At 40.1% G+C, this 25,127-nt stretch carries 22 protein-coding genes and 1 pseudogene; 15 read left to right on the top strand and 8 right to left on the bottom strand.

Annotated features, from left to right (window positions below):
- Positions 1 to 82 precede the first annotated feature (82 nt).
- Positions 83 to 952 carry a DUF808 domain-containing protein gene (locus tag B2W36_RS03610; protein WP_293883183.1) on the bottom strand — a complete coding sequence of 290 codons (870 nt, stop codon included), beginning with the start codon at positions 950 to 952 and terminating at the stop codon, positions 83 to 85.
- A 134-nt stretch (positions 953 to 1,086) separates the two neighbouring features.
- Between B2W36_RS03610 and B2W36_RS03605 the strand changes: the two are divergent.
- The 3 genes and pseudogenes from B2W36_RS03605 to B2W36_RS03595 all read left to right on the top strand — a co-directional run bounded on the left by B2W36_RS03605 (position 1,087) and on the right by B2W36_RS03595 (position 3,658).
- Positions 1,087 to 1,494: pseudogene (locus tag B2W36_RS03605) on the top strand (DUF4256 domain-containing protein).
- A gap of 315 nt (positions 1,495 to 1,809) precedes the next feature.
- Positions 1,810 to 2,268 (top strand): GyrI-like domain-containing protein, encoded by a 459-nt coding sequence (locus B2W36_RS03600; protein WP_293883180.1) that lies wholly within the window; start codon positions 1,810 to 1,812, stop codon positions 2,266 to 2,268.
- A 94-nt stretch (positions 2,269 to 2,362) separates the two neighbouring features.
- The gene (locus B2W36_RS03595) at positions 2,363 to 3,658 is read left to right on the top strand and encodes a chloride channel protein (protein WP_293883178.1); all 1,296 of its coding nucleotides are present in this window, start codon (positions 2,363 to 2,365) and stop codon (positions 3,656 to 3,658) included.
- 81 nt (positions 3,659 to 3,739) lie between these two features.
- Here B2W36_RS03595 and B2W36_RS03590 read toward each other — a convergent pair whose 3' ends face one another.
- Together B2W36_RS03590 and B2W36_RS03585 are read right to left on the bottom strand one after the other, a co-directional pair.
- On the bottom strand, positions 3,740 to 5,161 hold the full coding sequence (locus tag B2W36_RS03590; RefSeq protein WP_293883176.1) for an RtcB family protein: 1,422 nt from the start codon (positions 5,159 to 5,161) through the stop codon (positions 3,740 to 3,742).
- Positions 5,162 to 5,264: 103 nt separating this feature from the next.
- Entirely contained in the window at positions 5,265 to 5,393 is a 129-nt protein-coding gene (locus B2W36_RS03585; RefSeq protein ID WP_293883173.1) for a hypothetical protein, read from the bottom strand.
- Positions 5,394 to 5,415: 22 nt separating this feature from the next.
- Between B2W36_RS03585 and B2W36_RS03580 the strand changes: the two genes are divergently transcribed.
- The gene (locus B2W36_RS03580; RefSeq protein ID WP_293886459.1) at positions 5,416 to 5,577 is read left to right on the top strand and encodes a hypothetical protein; all 162 of its coding nucleotides are present in this window, start codon (positions 5,416 to 5,418) and stop codon (positions 5,575 to 5,577) included.
- Between the two features lie 281 nt (positions 5,578 to 5,858).
- Positions 5,859 to 6,446: a hypothetical protein gene (locus tag B2W36_RS03575; protein ID WP_293883170.1), complete on the top strand. Its 588-nt coding sequence runs from the start codon at positions 5,859 to 5,861 to the stop codon at positions 6,444 to 6,446.
- 53 nt (positions 6,447 to 6,499) lie between these two features.
- On the opposite strand, the gene B2W36_RS03570 is transcribed toward B2W36_RS03575, so the two are convergent.
- On the bottom strand, positions 6,500 to 7,741 hold the full coding sequence (locus tag B2W36_RS03570) for an amidohydrolase (protein ID WP_293886458.1): 1,242 nt from the start codon (positions 7,739 to 7,741) through the stop codon (positions 6,500 to 6,502).
- 424 nt (positions 7,742 to 8,165) lie between these two features.
- Between B2W36_RS03570 and B2W36_RS03565 the strand changes: the two genes are divergently transcribed.
- Genes B2W36_RS03565 through B2W36_RS03555 form a run of 3 tightly spaced genes read left to right on the top strand, consistent with a single transcriptional unit; the run spans position 8,166 to position 10,329 of the window.
- Positions 8,166 to 8,798: a DUF45 domain-containing protein gene (locus B2W36_RS03565; protein WP_293883165.1), complete on the top strand. Its 633-nt coding sequence runs from the start codon at positions 8,166 to 8,168 to the stop codon at positions 8,796 to 8,798.
- The gene (locus B2W36_RS03560; protein ID WP_293883162.1) at positions 8,795 to 9,148 is read left to right on the top strand and encodes a hypothetical protein; all 354 of its coding nucleotides are present in this window, start codon (positions 8,795 to 8,797) and stop codon (positions 9,146 to 9,148) included. Before B2W36_RS03565 ends, B2W36_RS03560 begins: the two co-directional genes overlap by 4 nt.
- Positions 9,149 to 9,153: 5 nt before the next feature.
- The gene (locus B2W36_RS03555) at positions 9,154 to 10,329 is read left to right on the top strand and encodes an oxygenase MpaB family protein (RefSeq protein ID WP_293883159.1); all 1,176 of its coding nucleotides are present in this window, start codon (positions 9,154 to 9,156) and stop codon (positions 10,327 to 10,329) included.
- On the opposite strand, the gene recR is transcribed toward B2W36_RS03555, so the two are convergent.
- Positions 10,326 to 10,940 (bottom strand): recombination mediator RecR, encoded by a 615-nt coding sequence (recR, locus tag B2W36_RS03550; RefSeq protein ID WP_209579303.1) that lies wholly within the window; start codon positions 10,938 to 10,940, stop codon positions 10,326 to 10,328. The genes B2W36_RS03555 and recR overlap by 4 nt on opposite strands.
- A gap of 114 nt (positions 10,941 to 11,054) precedes the next feature.
- On the opposite strand from recR, the gene B2W36_RS03545 reads away from it, so the two are divergent.
- The 7 genes from B2W36_RS03545 to B2W36_RS03515 all read left to right on the top strand — a co-directional run bounded on the left by B2W36_RS03545 (position 11,055) and on the right by B2W36_RS03515 (position 19,802).
- The gene (locus B2W36_RS03545) at positions 11,055 to 11,759 is read left to right on the top strand and encodes a TIGR00730 family Rossman fold protein (RefSeq protein WP_209579315.1); all 705 of its coding nucleotides are present in this window, start codon (positions 11,055 to 11,057) and stop codon (positions 11,757 to 11,759) included.
- Between the two features lie 212 nt (positions 11,760 to 11,971).
- Positions 11,972 to 12,529: an RNA polymerase sigma-70 factor gene (locus B2W36_RS03540; protein ID WP_293883154.1), complete on the top strand. Its 558-nt coding sequence runs from the start codon at positions 11,972 to 11,974 to the stop codon at positions 12,527 to 12,529.
- A 67-nt stretch (positions 12,530 to 12,596) separates the two neighbouring features.
- Positions 12,597 to 13,736 carry a FecR family protein gene (locus B2W36_RS03535; RefSeq protein ID WP_293883151.1) on the top strand — a complete coding sequence of 380 codons (1,140 nt, stop codon included), beginning with the start codon at positions 12,597 to 12,599 and terminating at the stop codon, positions 13,734 to 13,736.
- 35 nt (positions 13,737 to 13,771) lie between these two features.
- Positions 13,772 to 16,039 carry a SusC/RagA family TonB-linked outer membrane protein gene (locus tag B2W36_RS03530; RefSeq protein WP_293883148.1) on the top strand — a complete coding sequence of 756 codons (2,268 nt, stop codon included), beginning with the start codon at positions 13,772 to 13,774 and terminating at the stop codon, positions 16,037 to 16,039.
- A complete protein-coding gene (locus B2W36_RS03525) occupies positions 16,021 to 17,043 on the top strand; it encodes a TonB-dependent receptor domain-containing protein (protein ID WP_293883146.1) in 1,023 nt (340 codons plus the stop codon). Before B2W36_RS03530 ends, B2W36_RS03525 begins: the two co-directional genes overlap by 19 nt.
- An 18-nt stretch (positions 17,044 to 17,061) precedes the next feature.
- On the top strand, positions 17,062 to 18,612 hold the full coding sequence (locus B2W36_RS03520; protein WP_293883144.1) for a RagB/SusD family nutrient uptake outer membrane protein: 1,551 nt from the start codon (positions 17,062 to 17,064) through the stop codon (positions 18,610 to 18,612).
- A gap of 68 nt (positions 18,613 to 18,680) precedes the next feature.
- Positions 18,681 to 19,802, top strand: coding sequence for an acyltransferase family protein (locus B2W36_RS03515; RefSeq protein ID WP_293883142.1), 1,122 nt, complete (start codon positions 18,681 to 18,683; stop codon positions 19,800 to 19,802).
- 694 nt (positions 19,803 to 20,496) lie between these two features.
- Here the strand turns inward: B2W36_RS03515 and B2W36_RS03510 are convergent.
- From B2W36_RS03510 to B2W36_RS03500, 3 genes are all read right to left on the bottom strand, one after another.
- The gene (locus B2W36_RS03510) at positions 20,497 to 21,957 is read right to left on the bottom strand and encodes an exonuclease domain-containing protein (RefSeq protein ID WP_293886457.1); all 1,461 of its coding nucleotides are present in this window, start codon (positions 21,955 to 21,957) and stop codon (positions 20,497 to 20,499) included.
- A 147-nt stretch (positions 21,958 to 22,104) separates the two neighbouring features.
- The gene (hutG, locus tag B2W36_RS03505; protein ID WP_293883136.1) at positions 22,105 to 23,109 is read right to left on the bottom strand and encodes a formimidoylglutamase; all 1,005 of its coding nucleotides are present in this window, start codon (positions 23,107 to 23,109) and stop codon (positions 22,105 to 22,107) included.
- Positions 23,106 to 25,124, bottom strand: coding sequence for a urocanate hydratase (locus tag B2W36_RS03500; protein ID WP_293883133.1), 2,019 nt, complete (start codon positions 25,122 to 25,124; stop codon positions 23,106 to 23,108). The genes hutG and B2W36_RS03500 overlap by 4 nt, the downstream gene beginning before the upstream one ends.
- Positions 25,125 to 25,127 lie beyond the last annotated feature (3 nt).

The following is a 25,127-nucleotide window of genomic DNA, read 5'->3' as shown; positions in this document are numbered from 1 at the left end:
AAGGGGACTTTTTCAGTGCCCTACTTTAAAGTAGCCTGTTTTTTTTGTTATTAAGTACTGATCCCTTGCTTAGGGATCTACTTTATTTTTTCTTTTTAAACAGTTTTTTTCCAATTGTAAATAGAATTACAACAATAATCCCGCCTGCTAGACCGAATAATAGTTCCTTTACTATCCCCGGCAGCGTTGGAAGCGCGTGGTGTAAAAAATCAATATAATGAGCAAATATTCCACCCGAAACCAAAATTAAAGCAAATGTACCAACGATGGCCAGTAGTTTGATGACAAACGGCAGTGCACGTACTAAAAATCGGCCTAAACTTGCAATAGGCCCCTTCTCACGTGATGTTTTAATCAACTTATATCCCGCATCATCCATCCTAACAATAAGTGCTACAATTCCATAAACTCCAACAGTGGCTAGAAAAGCCACAACAGACACCGTGATGATTTGTAAGGATAAGCTCTTTCCTAAAACTGTTCCTAAGGCGATAATGACAATTTCCACAGAAAGAATGAAATCTGTTGTAATAGCCGATTTGACCTTAGCCTTTTCCGCGGCAACCGAGTCTTCAGCAACTACCGCCTCCACTTTGGCCTCATTGGTGGTATCCTTTCGATGGAATAGGTATTCCATAATCTTCTCTACCCCTTCGAAAGCAAGATAGAAACCGCCCAAGATTAAAATGTACTTAATAGCGATTGGAAAAAAAACATTCAATAATAAGGCGATTGGAACAATAATCAATTTATTAAGCAGTGATCCCTTGGTAATCGCCCATAGAACAGGGAGCTCACGCGACGCCAAAAAGCCAGTTGCTTTCTCGGCATTAACTGCTAAATCATCACCTAAGATTCCAGCAGTTTTTTTAGTCGCGATTTTGCTCGCTACTGCCACATCATCCATCAAAGCTGCAATATCATCTAATATTGCAAATATTCCTGAAGCCATATTTATATAAAAATTGAACGTAAAAATATAAATTTAATTCAATTTTGGAGTAAGATATTTAATTCAATACATGCGCGAAGCTTCACAAGTATTGAATTAAATGCTTACTTTTAATTAAACAAGGATAACCATTTATGAAACATTCACTTACACAAGAGGAGCAGTTATTACTGCTGGAGACTTTAGAAAAAAGATTTAATAAATTCCCGAATAGGCATCCACAGATCAGTTGGAATGAGGTAGCCGACAAATTACGTGACAATCCCCAAAAATTGTGGAGCCTCTTCCAGATGGAAAAGAGTGCCGGTGAACCCGATATCGTTATTATTGATCCAAAAGCAAAGCTATATGCTTACGTAGACTGTGCGTAGGAAAGCCCCAAAGGAAGGAGAAGTCTTTGTTTTGACCAAAAGGCCCTAAATGATCGGAAAGAAAACAAGCCTATTGGAAGTGCATTGGAAGAGGCTAAAAAGATGGGGACTGAGCTCCTTTCTGAAGAACAGTATCGCCAGCTACAGATGTTCGGTGAATTTGATTTGTAAACTTCTAGCTGGATACAAACGCCAGAAGCTATCCGCAAACTTGGTGGCGCTTTATTCTGTGATCGACGCTACAACCGAGTTTTCACGTATCATAATGGAGCCATCTCCTATTACGCAGCACGCGGTTTTCGCACCATACTTTTTCTTTAAATAAAAGCACTGAATTACCAAAAATATAAGGCCTAACGGAAAACAAATATAAACTCCGCTATTTTTAAATACCCTATACATCCATCGCAAAAAAAACGCATTATTTTCTCTTTCGTGACATACAGCTGTCATTCGCTAACCTAACTTTGAGGAAAACTAAAACTCATGAAAAATAAGACAATTCCTTCATTCAGTATAATTGGTCTAGCTGTTCGGACAAGCAATAAAAATGGACAGGCTGCTAAGGACATTCCCGAACTTTGGAGCCGTTTTTTTAAAGAAGACGTATTGAGCCGTATCCCCAACAAGATATCCAACGACCTCTATTGTATTTATACAGAATATGAAAGAGATCATACCTTGCCTTATACAACGTTACTGGGCTGCAAAGTAAGAAGTCTTGAAGAAGTACCGGAAGACATGGACGGTATTCATATCGCTGAAAATCAATATCAGCACTTTACGGCAGAAGGAAATCTGGAAGATGGCATTGTTTATCAAGCTTGGCAAGAGATTTGGAATTCTGATCTATCAAGAGCATTTACAGCAGACTTTGAAATCTACGGAGAAAAAGCACAGGATCCAGCAAATGCAAAAGTAGATATTTTCATCGGTATCTATTAGGGTGTATATCGTAACAAAACATATGTCATTCAGTATTGCCGTTTATTTTAAATTAAATATCCCTTACCTTTGTGTCGATTAAAAAAAGAACATCATGCAAATCAATACGGCATATAGAAAAAAAGTTGTTCGATATAGCTATTTAAAATTAATTGGAAGTTCAGCTGTCGTCAGCATTCTTTGTTGCCTAGTGGCGTTCAGCCTCAAGCACAGCACGGGCTATGTACAGGAAGAGTTGTTTGAAAGCGTATCCTCTTGGGATCCTAGACTGCTTATTATTTTACCTAGTATAGGTATAACAGCTATTTACTTCTTACGAAAGCATGCTTTTAAAAGCAGAAAAAACAAAGGGATAAAAGAAATCTATACCACCTTAGAAACAAGAAAAGACCATTTGCCTTTTTTTAAAATTCCATCTCACTACATCAACGGTTTTCTAACCGTCATTTTCGGCGGATCAACGGGCGTTGAGGTTTCTACCGTTGTTGCTACAGCGACAGTAGGGAACCATGCATATAAACGATTACATGCCGCTTGGGCCTATAAAACCGAACTGATTTGCGCCGGTGTAATCGCCGGAGTGACGCTCTTGTTTGGAAGCGCCCTAGGTGGCTTTCTATTTGCTTTTGAAGTCATTGCACGGAAATATAATAAGACTTTGCTCATTAGCGGAATCACTTCTATGGCGGTGGCATATGTATTTGTTTATTATGTTGACGCCAGTCCATTATTTATAGTTGAGGCAAAGGCATGGCGGTGGCAGACAGTCCCCTTTGTCGTCCTTTTAGGATTGATTGGCGGGATTTTAGCTTTATATTTTACGAAGATTGTTATTTATGCAAAATCCTATTTTGCAGGTATAAAAAGTAACTTTATACGAGTCAATTTAGGAGCTATCACTATAGGAATATTTATCTTTTTCCTACCAGCACTTTATGGCGATAGTTATCACGGACTTGGTGAGATTCTAAAAGGCAGTCTTCATGACTCCGTAAATTTGAGCTACTTTCTTCCATTGATTCTGCTCGTTCTTCTAAAACCACTAGTGGCATCTTTGACCCTCGGCGCGGGTGGCGATGGTGGTGTTTTTGCGCCAAGCATTGTAACAGGAGCTTTATTAGGCGTTTTGTTTGCGCAGCTTTGCAATCGTTACCTCGGAACACAGCTGATCGTCATTAATTTTGCTCTTTTTGGTGCCGCGGCAATGCTTTCTGCAGCCATACACGCACCTTTTACGGCTATTTTTATTATTGCAAGCCTCGTTCCTTCAGGATATCTATTATTAGCGCCCCTACTTATCAGTAGTTTTATAGCAAAGGTATTAGCAAAAAAACTATATCCATATAACGTATACACCTACAAAGAGGTTGCGACGGCCAAACCGATCTAATCGCTCGTATTGATTGACATAATTGAACAAACTAGTAGTCAAAAAGCGCCTCAAACGTATTGTTAAGGCGCTTTTTGACAATTAGTCTTCTCGGCTTCCATCGTCTGCCATGCGTACAATCTTTGGAGAAAACTTTGCTACGACATCAACGAGATCCTTTTGCGAAGCCATCACGGCATGAATGTCTTTATAGGCCATTGGCGCTTCATCCATGCCTGCCCCAAGCAGCATAATACCTTTATCAGTAAGCATCTCTTTAAGGTTATGAGGAGATAATGTTTTGATTGCTTGTGTACGGCTCATCAATCGTCCTGCTCCATGAGAGGCCGACTGAATAGCCTTCACCTCCCCTTTTCCACGCACCAAAAAACCCGGTGTGGCCATTGATCCGGGGATAATGCCCATCACTCCTTTCGCCGCGGGTGTCGCACCTTTTCGATGGACTATAACCTCTTGGTCGTTCCAGGTTTCCTTCCATGCAAAATTGTGATGATTTTCCACCTGCGCTAACAACTCTGCCCCTAAAGCCAACTTAATTTTTTTATGAATCACCTCATGGCAAGCTGACGCATAATCACCGGCGAGATTCATGGCCAGCCAATACTCTTGCCCTTCATGGGTGTCCAGATCTAAATAAGCCAAATTTTCAGCTTGGTAAGGCAACTTACACAAAGATTTGGCTAATTTTGTGTAATGTCCAGCGATGGTAGCGCCCATTCCCCTTGAACCTGAATGTGTTAATAAGCCCAAATAAGTCCCACGTTCAATATTTAAAACCTCATCTTTATCCTCAAATTCGACGACACCAAATTCCACAAAGTGATTTCCACCACCTGAAGATCCCAATTGTGTCCAGGCTTTATCCTTCAAGGACGAAAGCAAGCTATTCTCCGTAAACAATTTATTATCTAACACCCCATGATCTACACGTTCGTGTCTCAGATATCCATTACCGGCTCCAAACTTGCTGTTACGTAGAATAACATCTTTGAGCATCATTACATTTTCTTCCAAAAATGAGGCTGGTAAATCGAAGATGGACAAAGCCATACGACATCCAATATCTACACCAACCCCATAAGGGATTACCGCATTACTGGTCGCCAATACGCCTCCGATTGGTAGTCCGTAGCCTTGATGCGCGTCCGGCATTAATGCACCGGCAACTGCAACAGGCAATTTCATGGCAACATTCATTTGTGCTTTCGCCCCGGTTTCGATTTCAGAAGCGCCATAGATCGCATAATCTACCGGTGTTTCATTCAACACTATTAATGACTTATCAACCGCGTCTTGTCCGAGTATAGCACTGGACAAAATACCAAACACAGCGTCTTCGGAATAACTCGTCGGGTCTTCCAAGACAGATCTAAACTTTTCCAACATTTCTTCGCGTGTATAACCGTGTCTTTTACTGTTGATTTTCAACGCAACACCCAACGTATGATTTTCTTTAAATCCTAATGCAATTAAATCATTGCCATTTATTCTTTTATTTTCCATTTTCTGACTTTCTAATATAGTAAACTTTACAACTCCTCTAAAGCAGGCAACAACACCTCTTTACGTTGTTACCTGCACCTCTTCACATGTAGTATCTTTTATTTCACACATATTGTTTAAGTTGATCGACAATCTGTCCGTTTCCAACAAGCGAAATCGTATTGATCTTTTCAACGATCTTTTTAATATATTCCATTTCCTTTAATTTGAACTCCATACTGTTTTCTTCCATCAGCCTAACGGTATTTAGTAAAATGATGTCCACAAATAGCAATGCGCTATGCTGTATCGTTATGCTATTCTATCCGAAGATGGAAGTGGGATTCGAATTCTACTGCTATCCTTTCCATCAAAGAATGTTTGTCATTGCTGACATTACAAATATCGCTGGGGCACCACGCGGCCAATTTGCGTAGTAATAAAAAGGAATTAAAAAGTCCTTTATATCAAAATAATAAACTGATATACAGCTATAAAAAATAAAAAAAATGTAAGAAAGCAAACAGAATCTATCAATTACGCAGATGTATTGCGCATATAACATAAATAATAATCCAATAGTGAATGAGGAAAATTGTAGAAACCATATCGAATAGCATATTTTTTTAGCCAATACGATTTTCGATGTCGCTGTAATCAATGATGGTAATATGCTTTTAATAGCTTAATTTTATACCAACTAAGATGATATCAACAAATGAAGAGTTCATATGCAGCAATTGTTCTATCTTGTATTTTAGCAAGTTGTACAAATGGAGTTCAAGAGGATAAAAGCAATTCTATAGCAGCTGCAATACAGCAAACTACACCTCAAAATAAGGAGATGGCAGAAATACGGGATTCAACTTTAAAGGATAGCCATCCAGCAGAATCTTGGCTGGAAGGCATTTTTCAGTGCGAAGGCTTCTCAACTGGAAAATATTGCTACTACTTAGACAAAGAAGATGCATTATGTACCCCGCGATTTCGTGCATTTTTACAAGACGCCAATGAAATTTACGGGCCATCAAACCTTTCCGATGAGGAACTACCCATGGCCGAGGCAGCTTACAAAGCCAAATGGAGAAAAATCTATCCACTGTATACCCATGAGACATGGCTATTTGGACGCGGGAATGATGATGCGTTGGATATTCAGGATGTTAAAATTGAAAAAGTATCAGACAGTAAATTTATCGTATTTGTCGATTACGGCCATGATGTAAGAACCAAAAATGAGGTTCAACTGGTACACAACGGAGAATCCTATAAAATAGATTACTGCAAAACCACTTTCCTACATTAAACGAATACATCAAAATAAAAAACGCCAATTTTATAAACCATAACTTGGGATTTCTATGCTATGATTGATGAGCTATTTCCCTGATAAACAAATCCATTTACGGTCGAGATGCGGGACACCGCCTCTGCAGAACAACTTGCATCAACAAAAATAAGGCTAGCATCGTCTCCCACTTTTGGCCACACGATTTTCCCATGGTCATCAAGTGGAATGCTACCATTAGTCGCGTAACGGAGGCTGCGGGATAGCTCAAATTCGGTTTCATAACCGTATAATTGTGCAACCAAATTGGCCTTTTGAAGCATATTACCGCTACCAAAAGTACTCCAGTGATCTTGAACGTTGTCATTCCCTATAAAAACTTCCACTCCTGCCTTTTCCAGTTCCGGAAGTGGCATTAACATGTTGCGGAAAGGCACCGAACTACAAATACCAACTTTCGCTGCCGCGAGGCGTTCGGCCGTATATGCTAATTCCCTTTTTGCCATGTAGCCCAAAGCGAAAGCATGGCTGATAAAGGTACGACCTTGCAACGCTGGATTTTCGAAAGCTTTATCAATTAAATAATGAATCGTTTTAACGCCAGATTGTCCGCCTTCATGCAAGTGGATATCGATACCTTTGTTATTGTCCAATGCAAGTTGAATGGTCAAGTCCACCGGCTTCTCAATACTACCGTCAATACTAAAGGGGTCTAGACCACCGATAAAGTTCACCTGCTCCCATTTGGCCACCTCCTCCATCAGCTCCGCAGATTTTGTATAAAATAGCCCATGCTGCGGGAATGCGACCAATTCGGCAGAAAATGAATCCTTTAAATGTTCAAGAGCCTGTAACAAGTGCTCCAGTGACGCTGTGCCAGACGTCGGATCAATATTAAAATGCGTGCGCGCAAAATTGGTTCCGTAGCCCTGCAAGAGTGAAATTAGCTTTTCGGCCCGTTCAGCCGAGGTTTTCAATAGCTCCGGGATGATCATCTGCTCTTTGGCAATCATATCTTTTACAGTCCTATTTTTTGGAAATACTGCCTTCCAAGGAAGGCCAAATAAGGTTTTGTCCAAATGAATGTGCATATCACGAAATGGTGGTAATGCCAATTTACCTTTGATGTCAAAGCCTTTTACATCCGTTGTAGATTGCGCAGGCTCAACACTTTTTATTTTATTTCCCTCAATTTGTATATCAAATAATGCTGTTTTTGTAGCAACAACTTCCGCGTTTTCATAAAGAAAGCCTGTTTCTAACAATACATTCTTTAACAGATATGAATCTTGATTTTGCGTAATTCCATTCATGCCGATATCATTTTTAACAAAACTAAGTGATTTGAGGTAATTTTCTTTGTAAGAATTATCATGGCTTTTGTAGATATCATACGGTATTGATAGCTGATAAGAATGCTAAAAAGTTATTACCAATTCTGGAGCAACTTCCAACTGTATGTACCGTGAGTACACCATGAGTCCACGTTAAGTCCACCTTTATACATGTACTTTCACAATGCGTCCGCCTTGGGAACATCGTACTTACAGTTAGAAGTGGGTTACTAGGAAAGCATCATTTGGTCGAACGAAAGCCGCATTGATGCGGCTCATTATATAAAAGAAATTATTACCATTATAACTGTAGTATACTATAAAAAACGTTACTTTAACGCAACTTATGGGGTATCGTGCACTCTTAACGTCGAACTCACCATTTGTAATTTAAAATCGAACAATGCAAATCGAAATCGCTAATACATTTTACGAAATAATTCCTTGTAATAAAGATTATATTCAAGTTTTAGGCAGCCTATCTCCTTATCGTGTATATGCTCCGGCTCATTGGGATATGGCTTCAGTTAAAGAATATCTTAAGTTGAATCCGCCAACAATCGAAGACGATCTTCAATCGTATGCATATCTGGACAATCCTTATATCCTATTTGGAAAACCTTATTTAGTTAAAATTTATTCTAACTCAACCTCAACAAAAGTTAATCTAACAGCAACTAGCATAGCTGTTTATCAAAACAAGAGCACAAATACATTGAAATTACTCTCCAAGTGGAGCAAAGAACTACTTTATAATGAAGTTATAAAGCAGATGTCCTACTGGGAAGAACAGCTGGACATCTACAATATCTCCAGCGTTGCCGTCAAAAAGTTACCAAAAAGCGAATTTACGATTGTTGACAGTGGAATTTATTTTTCAAATCGACTCATCGATTTAGAAAAAGAACATATAAATCGAATTGTACTCAAGGCATTCTGTAAATTTGCTCAGAAATCCCGTATGGAAACAGAGGCTATTTTCGACCTATTTATTCCAAATTGGAAAGAGCTTTGTAAAGATTCGATAATACAATGACAGCGATAAACATAAAAATTTCAATAGAAAAAGATCACCTCAGCATCCCTTTCAATATCCAGGATCTTCTCCAGTCCATGGACGCAAACATGAAAGATATCAACGACTATGTTGTTGACTGCTTAGAGAATAAAGATGGTGCACCACATTTAAGCGATTTTAGTATTAGCAGGCTGTCTTTTTATACTGATCATACCAGCGGTAGTTTCAGAATGCACTTTAAAATTGACCGTCAGTTCTGCTGCAGCGATCTTTTATCCTGTCAAATGGATTATATCGACTTTAAATTCAATATTTCCAACGATACCATCGCGATTCATGGATCCTATGTAGATTGGACAATTCAATAGAACCTATGCGTATACCCGAACGTTTTCAAATTAATACGAGCTCATTCTCTTTCTATTGGTCAAAGGGCCCTGGTGTTGATCTGCTTCGCAAACTGCCCAAGAAACCCGTGATAACCGATGCTGGTCGATTTGCGCCTTTACTGTATCAATACGACATGTCTTGCGACCAGCTTGTAGAACAACTACACCTAAAAATTGGTTTTTATCAAGGACAACAGTTACTCAAAGATGCGCTTGCTGGTAGATCTATTGAACCTGCCTACGAGCAGGTATTGATAGACTTTCTCCATACCGTGGATTTTGCCCCATCTTGGTTGGATTGGGATAAAATTGCGCAAGGAATTGAACTCAGTCAACGATCGGGCTTATCTGGATTAATTGTATTACGTGATTATGTGCTCATGGGTGGCTATGAATCCAGCGCGATAAACAAACCTTTGATCTTCACGGGAGCGCTAAAAAAAGGCGCCGTAAAGCGACTTACTGAAACCGTTACCTTTTGGGTTGATATTACAGGTAATAATGCCCTAAGAAAGGGACATATTGGTATTGAAGCCATTTTACTCACCCGATGTATCCATTCGTATGCGCGGTTAAACATTTTAAAGCAGGGTCAGTGGGAAACTGAAAAATGGGGTATTCCATTAAATACCTGGGATATGCTTGCCACAAACTTAGGATTTTCCCTTGTTTATCTAACAGGGCTTAAACGAATGAAATTCAATATATTAAGAAGCGAAATTGAAGGTCTATTCCACGTATGGAAATTTGTAGGAAACTTATTAGGCATCCCCCTTCATCTTCTCCCTGACACGGAAGAGGAAGCAATTGAAGCTTTATATTATTGGACAATGACACAGCAGTCTGGAGACCAAGATAGCCTTGCTTTGGCAAAGGCACTTATGGAAGAACCCGTTAAAGCTGCTTACCCTATAAATAAATGGGGACGAAAGCTCATGCGCGAAATTCACCTCTATTACAATCAGTATCTATTGGGCGACTATTCCTGCGCGCTATTAGGTTTAGAAAAAACATTAGTTGGTCGTATTGCCTACATAAATATGTTAAAGAATAAGACGTCGAATTATAGGATAGACAATTCTTTATGGCGAAAAAAGCAAATTGATAAAGGCAGAAAAATACACGAAGGGGTTAAAGAAATCTATCTAAAGTACAATTAACCGACACTGCGCTCGTAAGGAACGCGTGTGGCAATGGAGCGACCCAAAGTCAACTCATCAACATATTCCAATTCTCCGCCAAATGCGATCCCGCGCGCGATGGTTGTAATTTTGACATCAAACTCCCGCAATTTACGATATAAATAAAAAATGGTTGTATCTCCCTCCATCGTTGCTGACAGCGCTAAAATAACTTCTTCCACCTCACCTCTCTGGATTCGATTGATTAATCCTTCAATTTTTAGATCAGCAGGACCGATGCCGTCCATCGGTGAAATTAATCCGCCCAATACGTGATATACACCCTGATAGGAGTTCGTATTCTCAATTGCCATTACGTCACGCGTGTCTTCAACGACACAGATCAAACTTTTATCGCGTTTGAATGAAGCACATATTTCACAAATTGTATGATCTGAAATATTAAAACATTCCTGACAATACTGAATGTCCTCTTTCAAACGGTCAATAGCAGCGGTAAAACGAGCTACATCCGCATCCGATTGCTTCAGTAGATGCAAAACTAACCTCAATGATGTCTTTTGTCCTACGCCCGGCAGTTTTCCAAATTCAGCAACGGCGTTCTCGAGAAGCTTAGAAGAAAAATTCATAATGCAAATGTAAGAATAATCAGAAAAAGTAGCTACTATTAAAAAAATACCTATATTGTATTCCTTTTTGGAAAATTGAATTTAGAAATTAAATGTATAACGTTATATATGGACATTACAAAAGAAGATAAAATTATCCGTGCATTTGAAAACAAAACATGGCAGGAAATTAAAGTAAAAGACTCTTGGCAGATTTTTAAAGTGATGTCAGAGTTCGTGGATGGATTTGAGAAACTAGCAAAAATTGGCCCCTGTGTTTCAATATTTGGATCTGCGCGTACCCCGCGTGAACACAAATATTATCAAATGGCGGTAGAAATTGCAAGTTTATTGACAGCACGTGGTTACGGTATTATTTCGGGCGGTGGACCAGGTATCATGGAAGCAGCCAATAAAGGTGCTTATGAGTCAGGGGGTAAATCTGTTGGATTGAATATTGAACTACCCTTCGAACAATTCCACAACAAATATATTGACCGAGATAAGCTACTAGAATTTAAGTACTTCTTCGTGAGAAAAGTGATGTTTATGAAGTATTCTCAGGGCTATATTGTTATGCCGGGAGGCTTCGGAACAATGGACGAACTTTTTGAAGCAATCACATTGATCCAAACGGGCAAAATTGCACGTTTTCCAATCGTATTGGTCGGCTCTGATTATTGGAAAGGATTAATGGACTGGGTTCAAAATACTATGATTTCCAATAAATATATCAGTGAGGAGGATTTAAAGCTGTATCGAATTGTAGATACTGCGGAGGAGGCTGCGGACCATATTTTCCGATTCTACGACAAGTACCTATTGAAGCCAAACTTCTAAGAAGTAGTTGCTTTCGCAAAAAAAAGAGTATCTGAGATTAACAGATGCTCTTTTTTTGTGTGTATCGCTGCAGATAAGGCTTTAGGAAATCATGAAATTCGTTCGTAAACAGCTATATTTATTTATTAAAGTTGTATTATTCACCATTTAGTCATTACATTTACTCTGCTATTTGCGTAGCATAACCGTAGAAAAACATAGTATTGTCGTGCATGAAAGATTTTGGAGCCCATTCAGACGAGGAGCTGATCGTATTGATTCAACAGGACGATTCCATAGCTTTCGAAGCCCTGTATGATCGCTATTGGAAAAAGCTCTATTATCAGGCTGCCCGCAAAACAAATTCGCTGGAAGATGCACAGGAAATTGTACAGAATATATTTGCTTCACTGTGGCTACGCCGTCATCAACTCCAAATTGAAAGCAATCTAGCTTCCTACCTCACTGTGGCAGTTAAATACAAGATATTTAAATATCTAGCTCAGCAATACAAGAAAGAAGCATTTAGAAAGGATACAGCGTGGATAGATTTTGACAATTCTACGCAAGATTGGCTCCAATTCGAAGAATTACGCGTCCGGTTGGAACAGCTTATTTCCGAACTGCCTGAAAAATGCCAACTTATTTTTAAATTATCCCGCGAAGATGGGCTCACCTACAAGCAGATTGCTGAACGCATGAACATCTCGGTGAAGACTGTCGAAACCCAATTAAGCCGTGCATTAAAAAAAATCCGCGCTGGTATTCAGCGTTTTCTGATCACCTTATAATTTTTTTTCTTTTCTTGTCAGGGTATCACTCCAATTTAGGGACTATATAAACAAATACACTCTAAACATGGCTGACAACAATCAATTCCGGATAAAAAAATTAGCTTACAAATGGCTGAAAGGCACATCTACACCAGAAGAGGAGACAGAGCTCCAAGAATGGTATAATGCAAATGATGATGAGCCGCTCAATATTCCCGAAGAAATTGCAACAGACGAGCAACAGCTTAAAGAGCTACTCCTATCCCAGATACAGCAGCAAATCCAAAGATCCAAAATTAAACGTATTCCACAATGGGCAAAATTGGGTGGAATAGCTGCAGCGCTTGCGCTGTTATTTGTATTGCCACTCTACCTTGTCAAAAGGGCAACTGGAGATAACGTGCCGATTACCGCAAAGATGCAGCAGCAGGTTCATCCTGGTATGAAGGGAGCCGTATTAACGTTGGCGGATGGAACCAAAATCGACCTCTCTGCCAAACAGCAACAGCTTCTCCACCAAGATGAGCGGGTGAAAATAGTTACGACGGCCTCGGGTACAGTACACTATCAGTTTACAGCAAACAAGACCGTCAATGCTAGCCACACCAATAGTATTGAGACTCCGATTGGCAACGAATATGCAATCATTTTGACCGATGGCACAAAGGTGTGGTTGAACGCTGGCTCGACATTAACCTTCCCAGAATCTTTTGCTTCGAATAAACGTGAGGTAAAATTGTCTGGCGAAGGATATTTCGAGGTAAGCCACGATAGCAAACGGCCATTCTATGTAAAGTCCAATGAGCAGACAATTCGTGTGTTCGGAACCCACTTTAATGTACGTTCCTATCCAAATGAAAACAACAAGACAACACTTATTACGGGTTCAGTACAAGTTTCGCAATTCGGCAGATCAAAAATGCTGAAACCCGGGCAGGCAGCATTTAGCACAGGGAGTAATCTGATTGTGGAAGAAGCCAATATTGAAGAAGCGATGGCCTGGAGAAATGGCTTTTTCTATTTCGAATCGACGCCAATCAAAGATGCATTAGCTGCCATAAAACGATGGTATAATGTGGATATAGTCTACATAGGAACAAACGACAAGCGTGAATTGACCGGAAAAATAAAACGCAATTCCACAGCAAAAGAATTGGTTGAAACGCTCAATTTTCTTGATATCAAATGCCAATTGCACAACAATAAAATTGAAGTGGAGCTCTAAATTTATCTATATAAAATCTAATTAACCAACTAATTATGAATAAACGTATACCCATTCAGAGGGCTGGCAAAAGAGCAAAGCTATTTGCCGCTTTACTTGCTATCCAGTGCATTTCTCATGCAAATAACCTGGCGCTAACAAATGTGAACCAGTCTAAAATTAAGTTACAGCACGAAGAATACACGTTGGCAAAGTTTGCAAAAGAAATTGAACGTCAGAGTTCTTATGTATTCCTTTATGATAACTCACAGATCAATAAAAATCAAAAGATCAGAATAAACCATAAAGATGGTTCTATCGTTGAAATTTTGGATGACAACCTAAAAGAACTCTCGTATTCATACAAAATTGTCAACAACACCATTGTTTTAAAAAGGAAAATCGATGAAAGGCCCTTAAGAAACACGATCAATGTACAACAGCTTGTAAAAGGGCGCGTTTCCGATAGCGATGGTAAAGCATTAACAGGGGTCACAATCCGCAATACAACAACGGGTAAACAAACGGAAACAGACAGTAAAGGTGAATTCTCGATTGAAGCAACCTCTACACATCAACTGAGCTTTAGTTCGATAGGTTATGAGACTATCAGTAGTACGGTAGGTTCCAATAGTTACCTCAATATACAGATGAAAACTGCCAACAACCAACTGGAGCAGATCGTTGTGGTCGGTTTTGGAACACAGAAAAAAAAGGACATCACGGGAGCCATTGCAACCATGAGCACAAAGGATATTGAAGATCGCCCTGTGACCCAATTGGCGAGTGCCATGGAAGGTAAAATGGCGGGGGTAGAAATTGTAAAATCCTCCGGACAACCGCAAGCTGGCTTCTCCATTCGTGTTCGTGGAACCTCTACAATTACTGCAGGTAGCAACCCATTATACATTGTAGATGGTGTCCCTACAGAAAATATATCGGAGCTCAATCCATCAGATATTCAAAGCATTTCGGTCTTAAAAGACGCTGCTTCTGCCGCTGTCTACGGATCGTCAGGAGCCAATGGCGTGGTGCTGATTACGACCAAAAGAGGAACAAACGGTAAGACACAGGTAAATTTCGAAACCTATCAAGGATTTTCAGCCATCAGAAAAAAGCCTAGCGTTCTAAATGCGGTACAATATAGAGAATTAATGACTGAGATGGGAGAAGCCTTGGATTGGTCGAAATATACCGCTGATACGAACTGGCCAGATCAGCTATTCCGCACCGGTCACAGCCAAAAATACCAGGCTTCAGTACGCGGTGGAGATGAAAAGACAGGGTTTTACATCTCTGGATCTTATCAAAAAGATAATGGTACAGTCATCACAAATACAGTAAACAAGGTCAATTTCAAGGTTAATTTGGATCATCAGATCAATAAAATCTTTAAAGTTGGAACAAGCTTATCTTACAACCGTTGGTACGACGTGGACATTACCGAGAACTCCCGAAATGGAGTCATCATGAATGCTTACCTGGGCTCTCCAGTAATCGGCATATATGGCGATAAAGGTGCTTTCACAGTGGATCCATTCTATACAGATCTTGACAACCCCGTTGCATTGGCAACAGGCAACGAGCACAGCTATATCAACAACAGATTTACAGGAAATGCCTTTGTGGAAGCCAATATCCTACCGGGACTAAAATTCAAATCGCTGTTTGGGTATGAGAAATTTAACAACCAGTACCGCACTTTTGTGGATCCGTTCCGCACGACAGAGGGTAGAAAATATAAAGGAATGGCGACGCTCCAGCAGCAGGACAATCAGTATTGGATGTCCGAAAATACATTAAACTATGACAGAACTTTTAGTGACAAGCACCACTTCACAGGTTTACTAGGTTATATTACCACTAAAACACAAACAACAAACTCAAATATCGCTACCCAGAATTTTGCTAATCCAGCAATTCATACCGTCAATGGAGGTTCAATGATTACGGCGATGCCAACAGCGATAGATGCTGCTGTATCCACTATTTCCGGCATTGCAAAAATCGGTTATGATTATAACGACAAGTACTTATTTACAGCCAATCTGAGAGCTGACGCGTCATCTGTATTCGGGCCTAATAACCGTTGGGGTTACTTCCCTTCTTTCTCTGCCGGCTGGCGTTTATCCAATGAAGATTTCTTTAGTTCGCTGAAAAAAACGGTAAACGATTTGAAAATCCGCGCTAGTTGGGGTAAGGTTGGAAATAGCCAAATCCCGGCCTTTTCCTATCTTGGTTTAGTTGACGTCACGGGATCGTACAATATCGGCGATCAGTTGTACCGGGGTATACACCTGCTACCTTGGACAACCCCAATCTAAAATGGGAAACAACAAACCAGACCGACATTGGTGTGGATGCCAGTTTCTTTAATTCTAGATTGATATTTGGTGCAGATTATTATGCAAAAAGGACTGTAGGCCTACTTCTCAACTCAAGAGTTCCGTATAGTTCCGGTTATAGAACTGCGCTGAAAAACCTCGGCGACCTACAGAATAAAGGTTTCGAATTCGAATTGAGTAGCCGAAATTTCGTTCACGATTTCAAATGGAATACAACAGTCACCTTTGGGCTCAATCGCAATAAAGTACTGAATATTGATGGCGGAACCTACTATGACGGAAATATTGATGGCCGTGGCAATAGTACGATTGCAAAAGAAGGGGTTGCATTGGGATCATTCTGGGGTTACGTCGCGAAAGGCGTCAATCCAGAGACCGGAGATATGATCTATCAGATGGCCGACCCTGAAGCAGGTCTTCAAACGAGTGATATGGCTATCATTGGTAATGCTACACCAAAATTCTCTTATGGCATGACAAATGATTTTAGTTATAAAAACTTCAGCTTTTCTTTTTTCTTACAAGGTGTACAGGGAAATGATATCCTTAATGCGACACGTATTTATACAGAGGGTATGTGGGAACCGAGAAACCAAAGTACTGCCGTATTAAACAGATGGACAGTCAATAACAAAAATAGTACTATGCCGCGTCCGGATCTAAATAATACAGATGACAACTACAATTCACAGATTTCTTCCCGTTTTGTAGAGAAAGGTTCCTACCTCAGAGTAAAATCGATGACCTTGGCCTATACCCTACCTAAACAAGTGCTTGAAAGATGGAAGCTCAATAAGGTCCGTCTTTATGTGACAGGCGAGAATCTGTTAACATTCACAAAATACTCAGGTCTAGATCCTGAGGTAAGCATGTATGGGGGAACTAACCAGGAAACCGTGAGCTCCAATATGGCGCCGGGCATCGATTTTGGTACTTCGCCGCAGGCACGCACCTTTATTGTTGGTTTAAACCTAACTTTTTAACCTTTTAGCTTACAAACAATGAAATCAAATAGATATACGTCATTAGCCATCGCCTTATTGGCTTCTCTTGCTCTAAATTCCTGCAAAAAGTTTTTAGATCTTCAGCCTACCTCCACGGTAACGAGTGAAAATGCCTATCTCACCGGAGACAATATTGAGAAAGCATTAAACGGGGCCTATAATTCTTTTATAGGCAATGGTACCCGCCCAGGAAGCAATGCCAATTATTATCAATGGGAGATGATTTTACAGACCGATATCCGTTCGGACAATGCGCATGCGGCCGGCGGTGGTGAGATAGACTTTTCACAAATTGACTATAATACGATTACCAATACCAATGAAATGGTACGCAGGGATTGGGAAGAACTGTATGGAGCAATCTCAAAATGCAATATCGTTATCGACAATGTTGGTAAAGTCACAGATCCTACTTTTTCGGATGAAAGACGCAAACAAATTCTTGGAGAAGCTTCATTTTTAAGAGCCTTCCATTATTATCAATTGGTCAAACTTTACGGTGGTGTCCCCTTGGAAAAACACTCCAACAGTACAGATTCGGAAGTATTACGCATCAAGCGATCAACTGTAGAGGAGGTTTATGATTTTATAGATTCGGATCTACAGGTGGCAGCAAACAATCTTCCCGATGGATTTGGGCAAGCCTCTATTGACAAAGTTAGAGCTACAAAAGGTGCTGCAAATGCCTTGCTGACCAAGATATGGGCACAACGCCCTGATCGGGATTACAATAAGGTATTGCAATATGCCAATGCAGTGATTACTGGAAAAGGTGGCTATCAGCTCCTTCAAAATTATGCGGATCTTTTTGACGGTAAACATAACTATAACAGTGAATCTATCATAGAGATTCCCTATATCGCCGGCAGTCCCAATCTAAGCTGTTGGGGTGGCGCATTCTTTTTCCCGGATCTTGATGAAAATGGCCAAATCAACGAAAACGAATGGCGCCGGTATGGCACACCTTCGAAAGATCTTGTCGAAGCTTATGACAACGCTGGCGACACTGAACGAAAGAATGCCAACATCTGGTTTTTCTCTGTTCCTTGGGCAGATGAGTTCTGGAACCCTTGTGGAGATGCCGATACAGAAATCCCATTTAATGTAAAGCAAAAACATGCCAACAGCTTCCAAAGTGGCGATCATTTTTACCTTTTGCGGCTTGCGGACATCATTCTGCTTAAAGCAGAGGCTCAAAACGCCTTGGGAAATGCTTCTGGTGCGATAAACACTATAAACATCATACGTCATCGCGCAGGGCTGTCCGATTTATCAGGTGTCAGCTCCACTGCACTAAAGGCCATCATTCTCAACGAGCGCCGATTGGAACTTGCTTTCGAAGGTCAACGTTGGGATGATTTAAATCGTTATGGTGTAACGGTAGATGTAATGAATAAACTAAATGAAATAAAATTTACATGCGATAACGGCAAACAGAGCAACCCTACGTTGATTAAGTATAATTTTAACCAAAATAGCCTGCTCCTTCCAATACCATTATTGGAACTGCAGGCAAACCCGAGCCTGACTCAAAATCCAGGCTATTAATTAGACCAAGCATAGGCTGTTCAAAGGATTAATTCCTGGAACAGCCTTTTTTACGAATATACTTTATTATGACTCGTTTTAAATCACTGGATATTTTCCGTGGGTTTACACTCGCGGCTATGATTCTCGTCAATAATCCTGGCAACTATCATCATGTATTTCCTCAACTTGAACACTCCATCTGGCATGGATGTACGTTTACAGATCTTATATTTCCATTTTTCTTATTTGCTGTTGGAAACTCGATGGCATTTTCTTTAAAAAATATCGATCAACAGGCTCCATCAGCCTATTGGCAAAAAGTTGCGAAAAGAACAGGCATCCTTTTTATGCTGGGCATCTTTTTAAATGTTTTTCCTTTTGTTGAATGGAATAGCCTTCACCAGCTGGAATGGATTCCATTTGCCAAGTACAGGTATTTCGGCGTACTGCAACGTATCGCTATCTGTTATTTCAGTTGCGCCATGTTAGTATATTATTTTAAAGATAAAGGCGCAATTATCATCGGTACGGCATTTCTCTTGTTCTATTGGTTGATTTGCTACTATAGTAATCCATCGGATCCTTATAGTTTGGACGGTTGGTTCGGAACTGCAATAGATATTCGAATCTTCGGTGCATCCCATCTCTATCACGGCGAGGGCACAGCATTTGATCCAGAGGATATCTGGAGCGTTTTACCGGCCATCAGTCAAACAATATTCGGGTATATTACCGGAAAGTACATTATTCAAAAACTGACAGGAAAAAGGGAGCTGATCAACCTATTTATCGTAGGTCTGTCCTTTATCCTGATTGGCTATCTATGGTCATTTGTTTTTCCTATTAATAAGAAGATCTGGACCAGCAGCTACGCCGTATTCAGCACTGGAATTGCACTCTCTTTTCTCGCTATATTAATCTATCTTATCGAATTTCAAAACATCAAAGGGATAATTTACACTGTCCTTGACGATTTCGGTAAGAATACACTATTTATCTATTGTCTTAGCGGCTTAATCCCCACGATTTTTTCTTTTATTCTCATCGGGGATACACATCAAAATCTTTGGAACTTAAGCTACCATTTCCTGTTTGATAGCTGGCAAAACCAACTATTATCCTCCGCCCTATTTGCGCTGCTATTTGTCGCTTTGAATTGGTTGATCGCATATTGCCTACGGAAGAAAAAGATCTATATCAAAATCTAGGTTAAGGTGCCATTGGCTTAAAATAGGCAATCTGAATAATAGGAATAAAAAAAAGGGCCAAGGCCCTTTTTATATATAAAGATATGGATAAGATATACCGCAGCTACTTTAAGAAAACGCCCCATCTTTGTTTTACTATTTCGCCGTTTACAGTATACGAATACTAAAGTAGCTTAAACTAACTATATAGAGAAAAAACTTAGGGGGACAAAACGGGGACAAATGTTATTTAACTGACATACATGCGATTAAAACCTTTTTTTATTAAATAAAAAGTTGTTTGACGCAAAAAACAACACCTTGTCCCTTGGCTCATTTTTAATTCAATTTTTAGACAGTAATCAGTCAATGATTATACAGTGGATACTGAGTCATCACTGAACGAGCACTGAACAAGCACTGAACAAGTAGTGTCGAAAGGTCAAATTTCGTAGCTCTTATCCTCCTGCATGTTTTAAATGAATGCTAGTTCCAAAAGGAGTAAAAAAAGAAAAACCTGAGGTTGGGAACCTCAGGTTTTAACTAACCAATTATTAACCTAAATTATGAAAAGTCTTTACTAATATATAACAAACACATTTCAATTATCGGACCATTATAATCTACAATTTTTTATTTCACATTTCTTTAACAAATAACTGAGATTAAGATGACCAAAATGTAAGAAAATGACTACGATACCAAGTATAGACAATTAGCTCAAGTTGAAAAGACTATTTGGCTCTAACTTTTCATAATGTAAATCCGGTTCGGCAGCAGTATTTGGTAAAAAAGTCGATTCTGTTAAAAAATGTATTTTAGCAGGATGCCTTGCTGCTGCCATTTTGACTAATTCCAGCATGTAGTGATTACTCGGATATCTCTTAACATGTGCTTTTAAATCTTCAAAACCATAATTTTGATAGTATTGATCAATATAGCCCATGCCATAGAAAGTACCATTTTCAATAACAATACAGCTTTTCTCTTCACAATGACGTCCCTTATCGATCAGTACATACGATGGACGTTGCACCAACCACTCCTCAATACAGCGTTCAATTCTGGTATTGTGTAAGTCGCGATCGGGCAACACATCCTTCTTAATGGACTTTGTTGACAAACTGGCTTGCCCAAACTGACAGAATTGCGGATTAATAGCATCTTGTTGGATAAATGTTTGGAGTAACTGAATTGCATCGTATTCACGCTGGAAGACTTGAATACATGTCTGTCCCCTATTTGTCTTACCAATGGCAAGATGAAGGTATCCGTTTTGATCTTCATAGGAAAACAATCCGAACTTAGGTTCGTACCGTTTCAGTGCCCTATTGTATTTTGGCCAAAACCGTTTAATCTCCGCGCATTCCAAAAGTAGCGCCATAAGCTCCGTCCCACAGCATTCGTAACTGATATGATGAATTTCCTTTAAAAAATTTTGCCTTTGGGCTTGAATGTTATTTCCAGTAAAATGGGATAATACCCGTTTTTTGATATTTACAGCCTTTCCCACATAAATTACTTTTCCATCTTTGTCGTGAAAATAGTAGACTCCAGCCTCATTCGGCAATTGTTCATACGCTAACGGATTTAAGTGTGGCGGAAAACGTTGATCTATCGCCTTGTGTTTAATCATATCCTGAAAGATCTGTTCAGTATCCAGAACTTTCAAATAAGCAAAAAGAATAGCAGTTGCATCGGCGTCGCCACCTGCACGATGCCTATTTTCTATCGGTATATCTAAATAATCGCATAGACGTCCCAAACTATAGGATAATAACCCCGGCTTTATTTTTCGCGCATAGCGTACTGTACATAATTTTATTGCTGACCATTCAAATCCCGATTCCTGCAACTGAAAACGGATGAATGAGTAATCAAAATTGACATTATGCGCAACAAAAATACGGTCTTTAAGCATTGCATAAATGCGCTCGGCAACTTCCTCAAATGTTGGAGCATCCTTTACCATGTCATTATCGATGCCAGTAAGCGCAAAAATGGAGTTAGGAATTTCCTTTCCTGGATTTACTAATGTTTCCCAGCGCTCTAGAACTTGGTTACCATCATGAATAACAATAGCAACCTCCGTGATCCGACTCGATTTTGCGTGGCCACCTGTAGTCTCTATATCCACGATGGCATACTCTTGTTTTTTGCTTTGATTTACATCCATAACACACAGCAAATATACTAAAAATATTAGTTAATAAAAGCAATATCTTTAAACTTTTGCAAAACAGGATGAAACCGGATATATCCTTATGACCCTCTCATTCAATAGACTAAAGTGAGGCTCAGCGTGTAACTTACTTTACGACGGTTATTGAATTTTTGCTGCTAATTTATTGACCAGCCTAAATAGTAGATCAGCCGCTAATTTGGCTGTCCTCGAATCGATATCAAAATACGGATTTAATTCAGCCAAATCGACAGATCTCAGATTAGGTAGATCCAAAAGAAAATCGTAGATCATAAAAAACTGCTGATCTGGGACTATACCGTTAAATGCCAACGCACTGACTCCCGGGGCATAGGCCGAAGCAAAGGCATCAAGATCTATGGTTAAATACACATAATCCACCAATTTAGAAAAACCAATTATTTTTTCCCGAATCTGATCAAGCTGTTCATTGATCAAACTATCACGTTCTATAATCTTTACATTCTTCTCGCGAGCATAGTTAAGTAATCCCTTGGTATTGCTTATTTCCTGAATTCCGATTGCTAAGTAATGAAAGGGCAAGCCAGCTGCCGATTGATCCTGTTCAATTTGATAGAATCCCGTTCCAGAATTCCCTTGGCCATCCTGCAAGGCACGAATATCTAAATGCGCATCCAAATTAATGATACCTAAACATTTATTATCGTTTTTTAGATATTGACTAACCCCTAGATAATGGCCGTAGGTAATTTCATGGCCTCCCCCTAATATGACGGGGAACCCTTCTTGTTCCAGAATAATTTTCAAAGCTGTTCCCAAGTATGCTTGACATAATTCTAAATCATTGTCTTTTAATAGGATGTCGCCGCAATCTTTAAGTTTAAGTTTATCTGGAAAATGAACAGGAAGATTGGCCAATACATTCCGGAGTGCGGCAGGCCCTTCTTTGGCTCCTAGTCGTCCCTGATTTCGGGCAACTCCTTCATCACTACAGCATCCAAGAAAAGCGATGGCTTGCCGCAAATCGGACGGTTCACGAAGGTCAACACAATTCATTAATTGATGCCAGCGCATCCATTCGCGACTCTGACCATCCACACGTCCTTTCCAAACAGCTTGGTCGCCTTTGCTATATATTTCGGGATCATTCAACAAGCGCTTCATTCGTTCACATCAAATAATTGTTCAATAATTTGGTCATCAACAAGATGCGCACGGGTGACTAGTAATTTAGGATTTTCTTCCATCGCACGGACTAGCGCCTGGTTTGCCTCCTTATTTCTAGCCCAGGCACGTCTAGCAATTCCATTATTCACGTCAAAAAATAACATTTTTTCCAATTTAACAACTGCTTCGTCTGAACCATCTAAGAGTAGGCCAAAGCCGCCGTTGATTACTTCTCCCCACCCGACGCCACCGCCATTGTGGATAGAAACCCAAGTCGCCCCGCGAAAGCTATCTCCAATGACGTTATGAATAGCCATATCCGCCGTGTATTGACTTCCATCATAAATATTGCTAGTTTCCCGATAAGGTGAGTCTGTTCCGCTAACGTCGTGGTGGTCTCTACCCAAAACAATCGGCCCTTCAAATAAACCAGTTTTTACTGCTTCGTTAAAGGCCTTTGCAATTGAAATACGTCCAATGGAATCGGCATATAAGATGCGCGCCTGAGAACCTACGACGAGTCTATTTTTCTCAGCTTCTTTAATCCATTGTATATTATCTTGCAGCTGCTGCTGAATTTCTAAGGGGGCTTCTGATCGAAGATCCTCTAAAACGGTCATGGCTATTTCGTCAGATTTTTTCAGGTCCGAAGCCCTTCCAGAGGTGCAAACCCAACGGAATGGTCCAAAACCATAATCAAAGCACATGGGACCAAGAATATCCTGTACATACGACGGATAGCGGAATTGGTCCTTTTTATCATTCCAGACTGCTGCGCCGGCACGGCTACTTTCCAAAAGAAATGCATTTCCGTAGTCGAAGAAATACGTTCCCTTGGACACATGCTTATTGATCGCATCAACATGTCGTACCAAGCTTTCTCGCACACATTGCTTAAATTTGTCCGGGTCACTCGCCAATAAAACATTTGCTTCATCAAAGGATAATCCCATGGGATAATATCCTCCGGACCACGGATTATGCAATGATGTCTGATCAGACCCTACCGTAATGTGGATATTTTCACGATCGAAAGCCTCCCATACTTCGACTATGTTACCGATATAAGCAAAGGATACTATTTCCTTTTGTTCCACTGCCCGCTTTACCTGTCTAACAAGCTCCTTTATGCTCACTATCAATCGGTCAACCCATCCCTGCTCATGTCGTTTTCTTGCTGCGTCGGGGTTTATTTCAGCGCATACCGTTATGCATCCCGCAATATTACCCGCTTTAGGCTGTGCTCCACTCATTCCCCCCAGGCCGGAAGTCAAAAACACCTTGCCTTGTATTGTATCATCTACCGCCAAATGTTTCCGGAATGCATTCATAACCGTAATAGTCGTTCCATGCACAATACCCTGCGGACCGATATACATGTATGAGCCGGCTGTCATCTGTCCATATTGCGTAACGCCCAACGCGTTGAAACGCTCCCAGTCATCCGGTTTCGAATAATTTGGAATCATCATGCCATTTGTCACCACAACACGAGGAGCATCTTTTGAAGATGGAAAAAGTCCCATCGGATGACCACTGTAAAGATGTAATGTTTGTTCATCGGTCATTTGCGATAAATATTGCATAGTAAGCCGATATTGAGCCCAATTTTGAAATACGGCTCCATTCCCACCATAAGTAATCAATTCGTGCGGATGCTGTGCGACAGCAGGATCGAGGTTGTTCTGAATCATCAACATAATTGCCGCCGCCTGCTTACTTAACGCCGGATAATCAGCTATTGGTCGAGCATGCATTGTGTATTGTGGTCTAAAACGGTACATATAAATTCGCCCATAGTCGCGAAGCTCCTGTAAAAATTCAGGCGCTAAAATGCCATGCCAGGGATTAGGAAAATAGCGTAATGCATTCCGTATAGCTAGCCTCTCTTCTGACTTCGTAAGAATATTCTTTCGTCGGGGAGCGTGGCTGATGGTATGATCGCGCTCTACTGTTGGAGGTAATGTGGTAGGAATACCTTCTGCAACCTCTCGCTTAAATGTATCTTTCATGGT

This window comes from Sphingobacterium sp. UBA3549 (assembly GCF_002376635.1).
Taxonomy (GTDB): Bacteria; Bacteroidota; Bacteroidia; order Sphingobacteriales; family Sphingobacteriaceae; genus Sphingobacterium.
The sequence above is the reverse complement of the archived record's forward strand: the minus strand, read 5'-3'. Positions and strand labels throughout refer to the sequence as shown.

What these genes read in the sequence shown, in the direction of transcription:
- B2W36_RS03555 (WP_293883159.1), top strand. Translation starts at nt 9,154, where the DNA reads ATGCGTATACCCGAACGTTTTCAAATTAATACGAGCTCATTCTCTTTC.
- B2W36_RS03590 (WP_293883176.1), bottom strand. Translation starts at nt 5,161, where the DNA reads ATGGAAAATAAAAGAATAAATGGCAATGATTTAATTGCATTAGGATTT.
- hutG (WP_293883136.1), bottom strand. Translation starts at nt 23,109, where the DNA reads ATGAAGCGCTTGTTGAATGATCCCGAAATATATAGCAAAGGCGACCAA.
- B2W36_RS03575 (WP_293883170.1), top strand. Translation starts at nt 5,859, where the DNA reads ATGAAGAGTTCATATGCAGCAATTGTTCTATCTTGTATTTTAGCAAGT.
- B2W36_RS03530 (WP_293883148.1), top strand. Translation starts at nt 13,772, where the DNA reads ATGAATAAACGTATACCCATTCAGAGGGCTGGCAAAAGAGCAAAGCTA.
- B2W36_RS03600 (WP_293883180.1), top strand. Translation starts at nt 1,810, where the DNA reads ATGAAAAATAAGACAATTCCTTCATTCAGTATAATTGGTCTAGCTGTT.
- B2W36_RS03565 (WP_293883165.1), top strand. Translation starts at nt 8,166, where the DNA reads ATGCAAATCGAAATCGCTAATACATTTTACGAAATAATTCCTTGTAAT.
- B2W36_RS03585 (WP_293883173.1), bottom strand. Translation starts at nt 5,393, where the DNA reads ATGGAAGAAAACAGTATGGAGTTCAAATTAAAGGAAATGGAATATATT.
- B2W36_RS03510 (WP_293886457.1), bottom strand. Translation starts at nt 21,957, where the DNA reads ATGGATGTAAATCAAAGCAAAAAACAAGAGTATGCCATCGTGGATATA.
- B2W36_RS03515 (WP_293883142.1), top strand. Translation starts at nt 18,681, where the DNA reads ATGACTCGTTTTAAATCACTGGATATTTTCCGTGGGTTTACACTCGCG.
- B2W36_RS03520 (WP_293883144.1), top strand. Translation starts at nt 17,062, where the DNA reads ATGAAATCAAATAGATATACGTCATTAGCCATCGCCTTATTGGCTTCT.
- B2W36_RS03580 (WP_293886459.1), top strand. Translation starts at nt 5,416, where the DNA reads ATGATGTCCACAAATAGCAATGCGCTATGCTGTATCGTTATGCTATTC.
- B2W36_RS03595 (WP_293883178.1), top strand. Translation starts at nt 2,363, where the DNA reads ATGCAAATCAATACGGCATATAGAAAAAAAGTTGTTCGATATAGCTAT.
- B2W36_RS03570 (WP_293886458.1), bottom strand. Translation starts at nt 7,741, where the DNA reads ATGAATGGAATTACGCAAAATCAAGATTCATATCTGTTAAAGAATGTA.
- B2W36_RS03560 (WP_293883162.1), top strand. Translation starts at nt 8,795, where the DNA reads ATGACAGCGATAAACATAAAAATTTCAATAGAAAAAGATCACCTCAGC.
- recR (WP_209579303.1), bottom strand. Translation starts at nt 10,940, where the DNA reads ATGAATTTTTCTTCTAAGCTTCTCGAGAACGCCGTTGCTGAATTTGGA.
- B2W36_RS03540 (WP_293883154.1), top strand. Translation starts at nt 11,972, where the DNA reads ATGAAAGATTTTGGAGCCCATTCAGACGAGGAGCTGATCGTATTGATT.
- B2W36_RS03500 (WP_293883133.1), bottom strand. Translation starts at nt 25,124, where the DNA reads ATGAAAGATACATTTAAGCGAGAGGTTGCAGAAGGTATTCCTACCACA.
- B2W36_RS03610 (WP_293883183.1), bottom strand. Translation starts at nt 952, where the DNA reads ATGGCTTCAGGAATATTTGCAATATTAGATGATATTGCAGCTTTGATG.
- B2W36_RS03535 (WP_293883151.1), top strand. Translation starts at nt 12,597, where the DNA reads ATGGCTGACAACAATCAATTCCGGATAAAAAAATTAGCTTACAAATGG.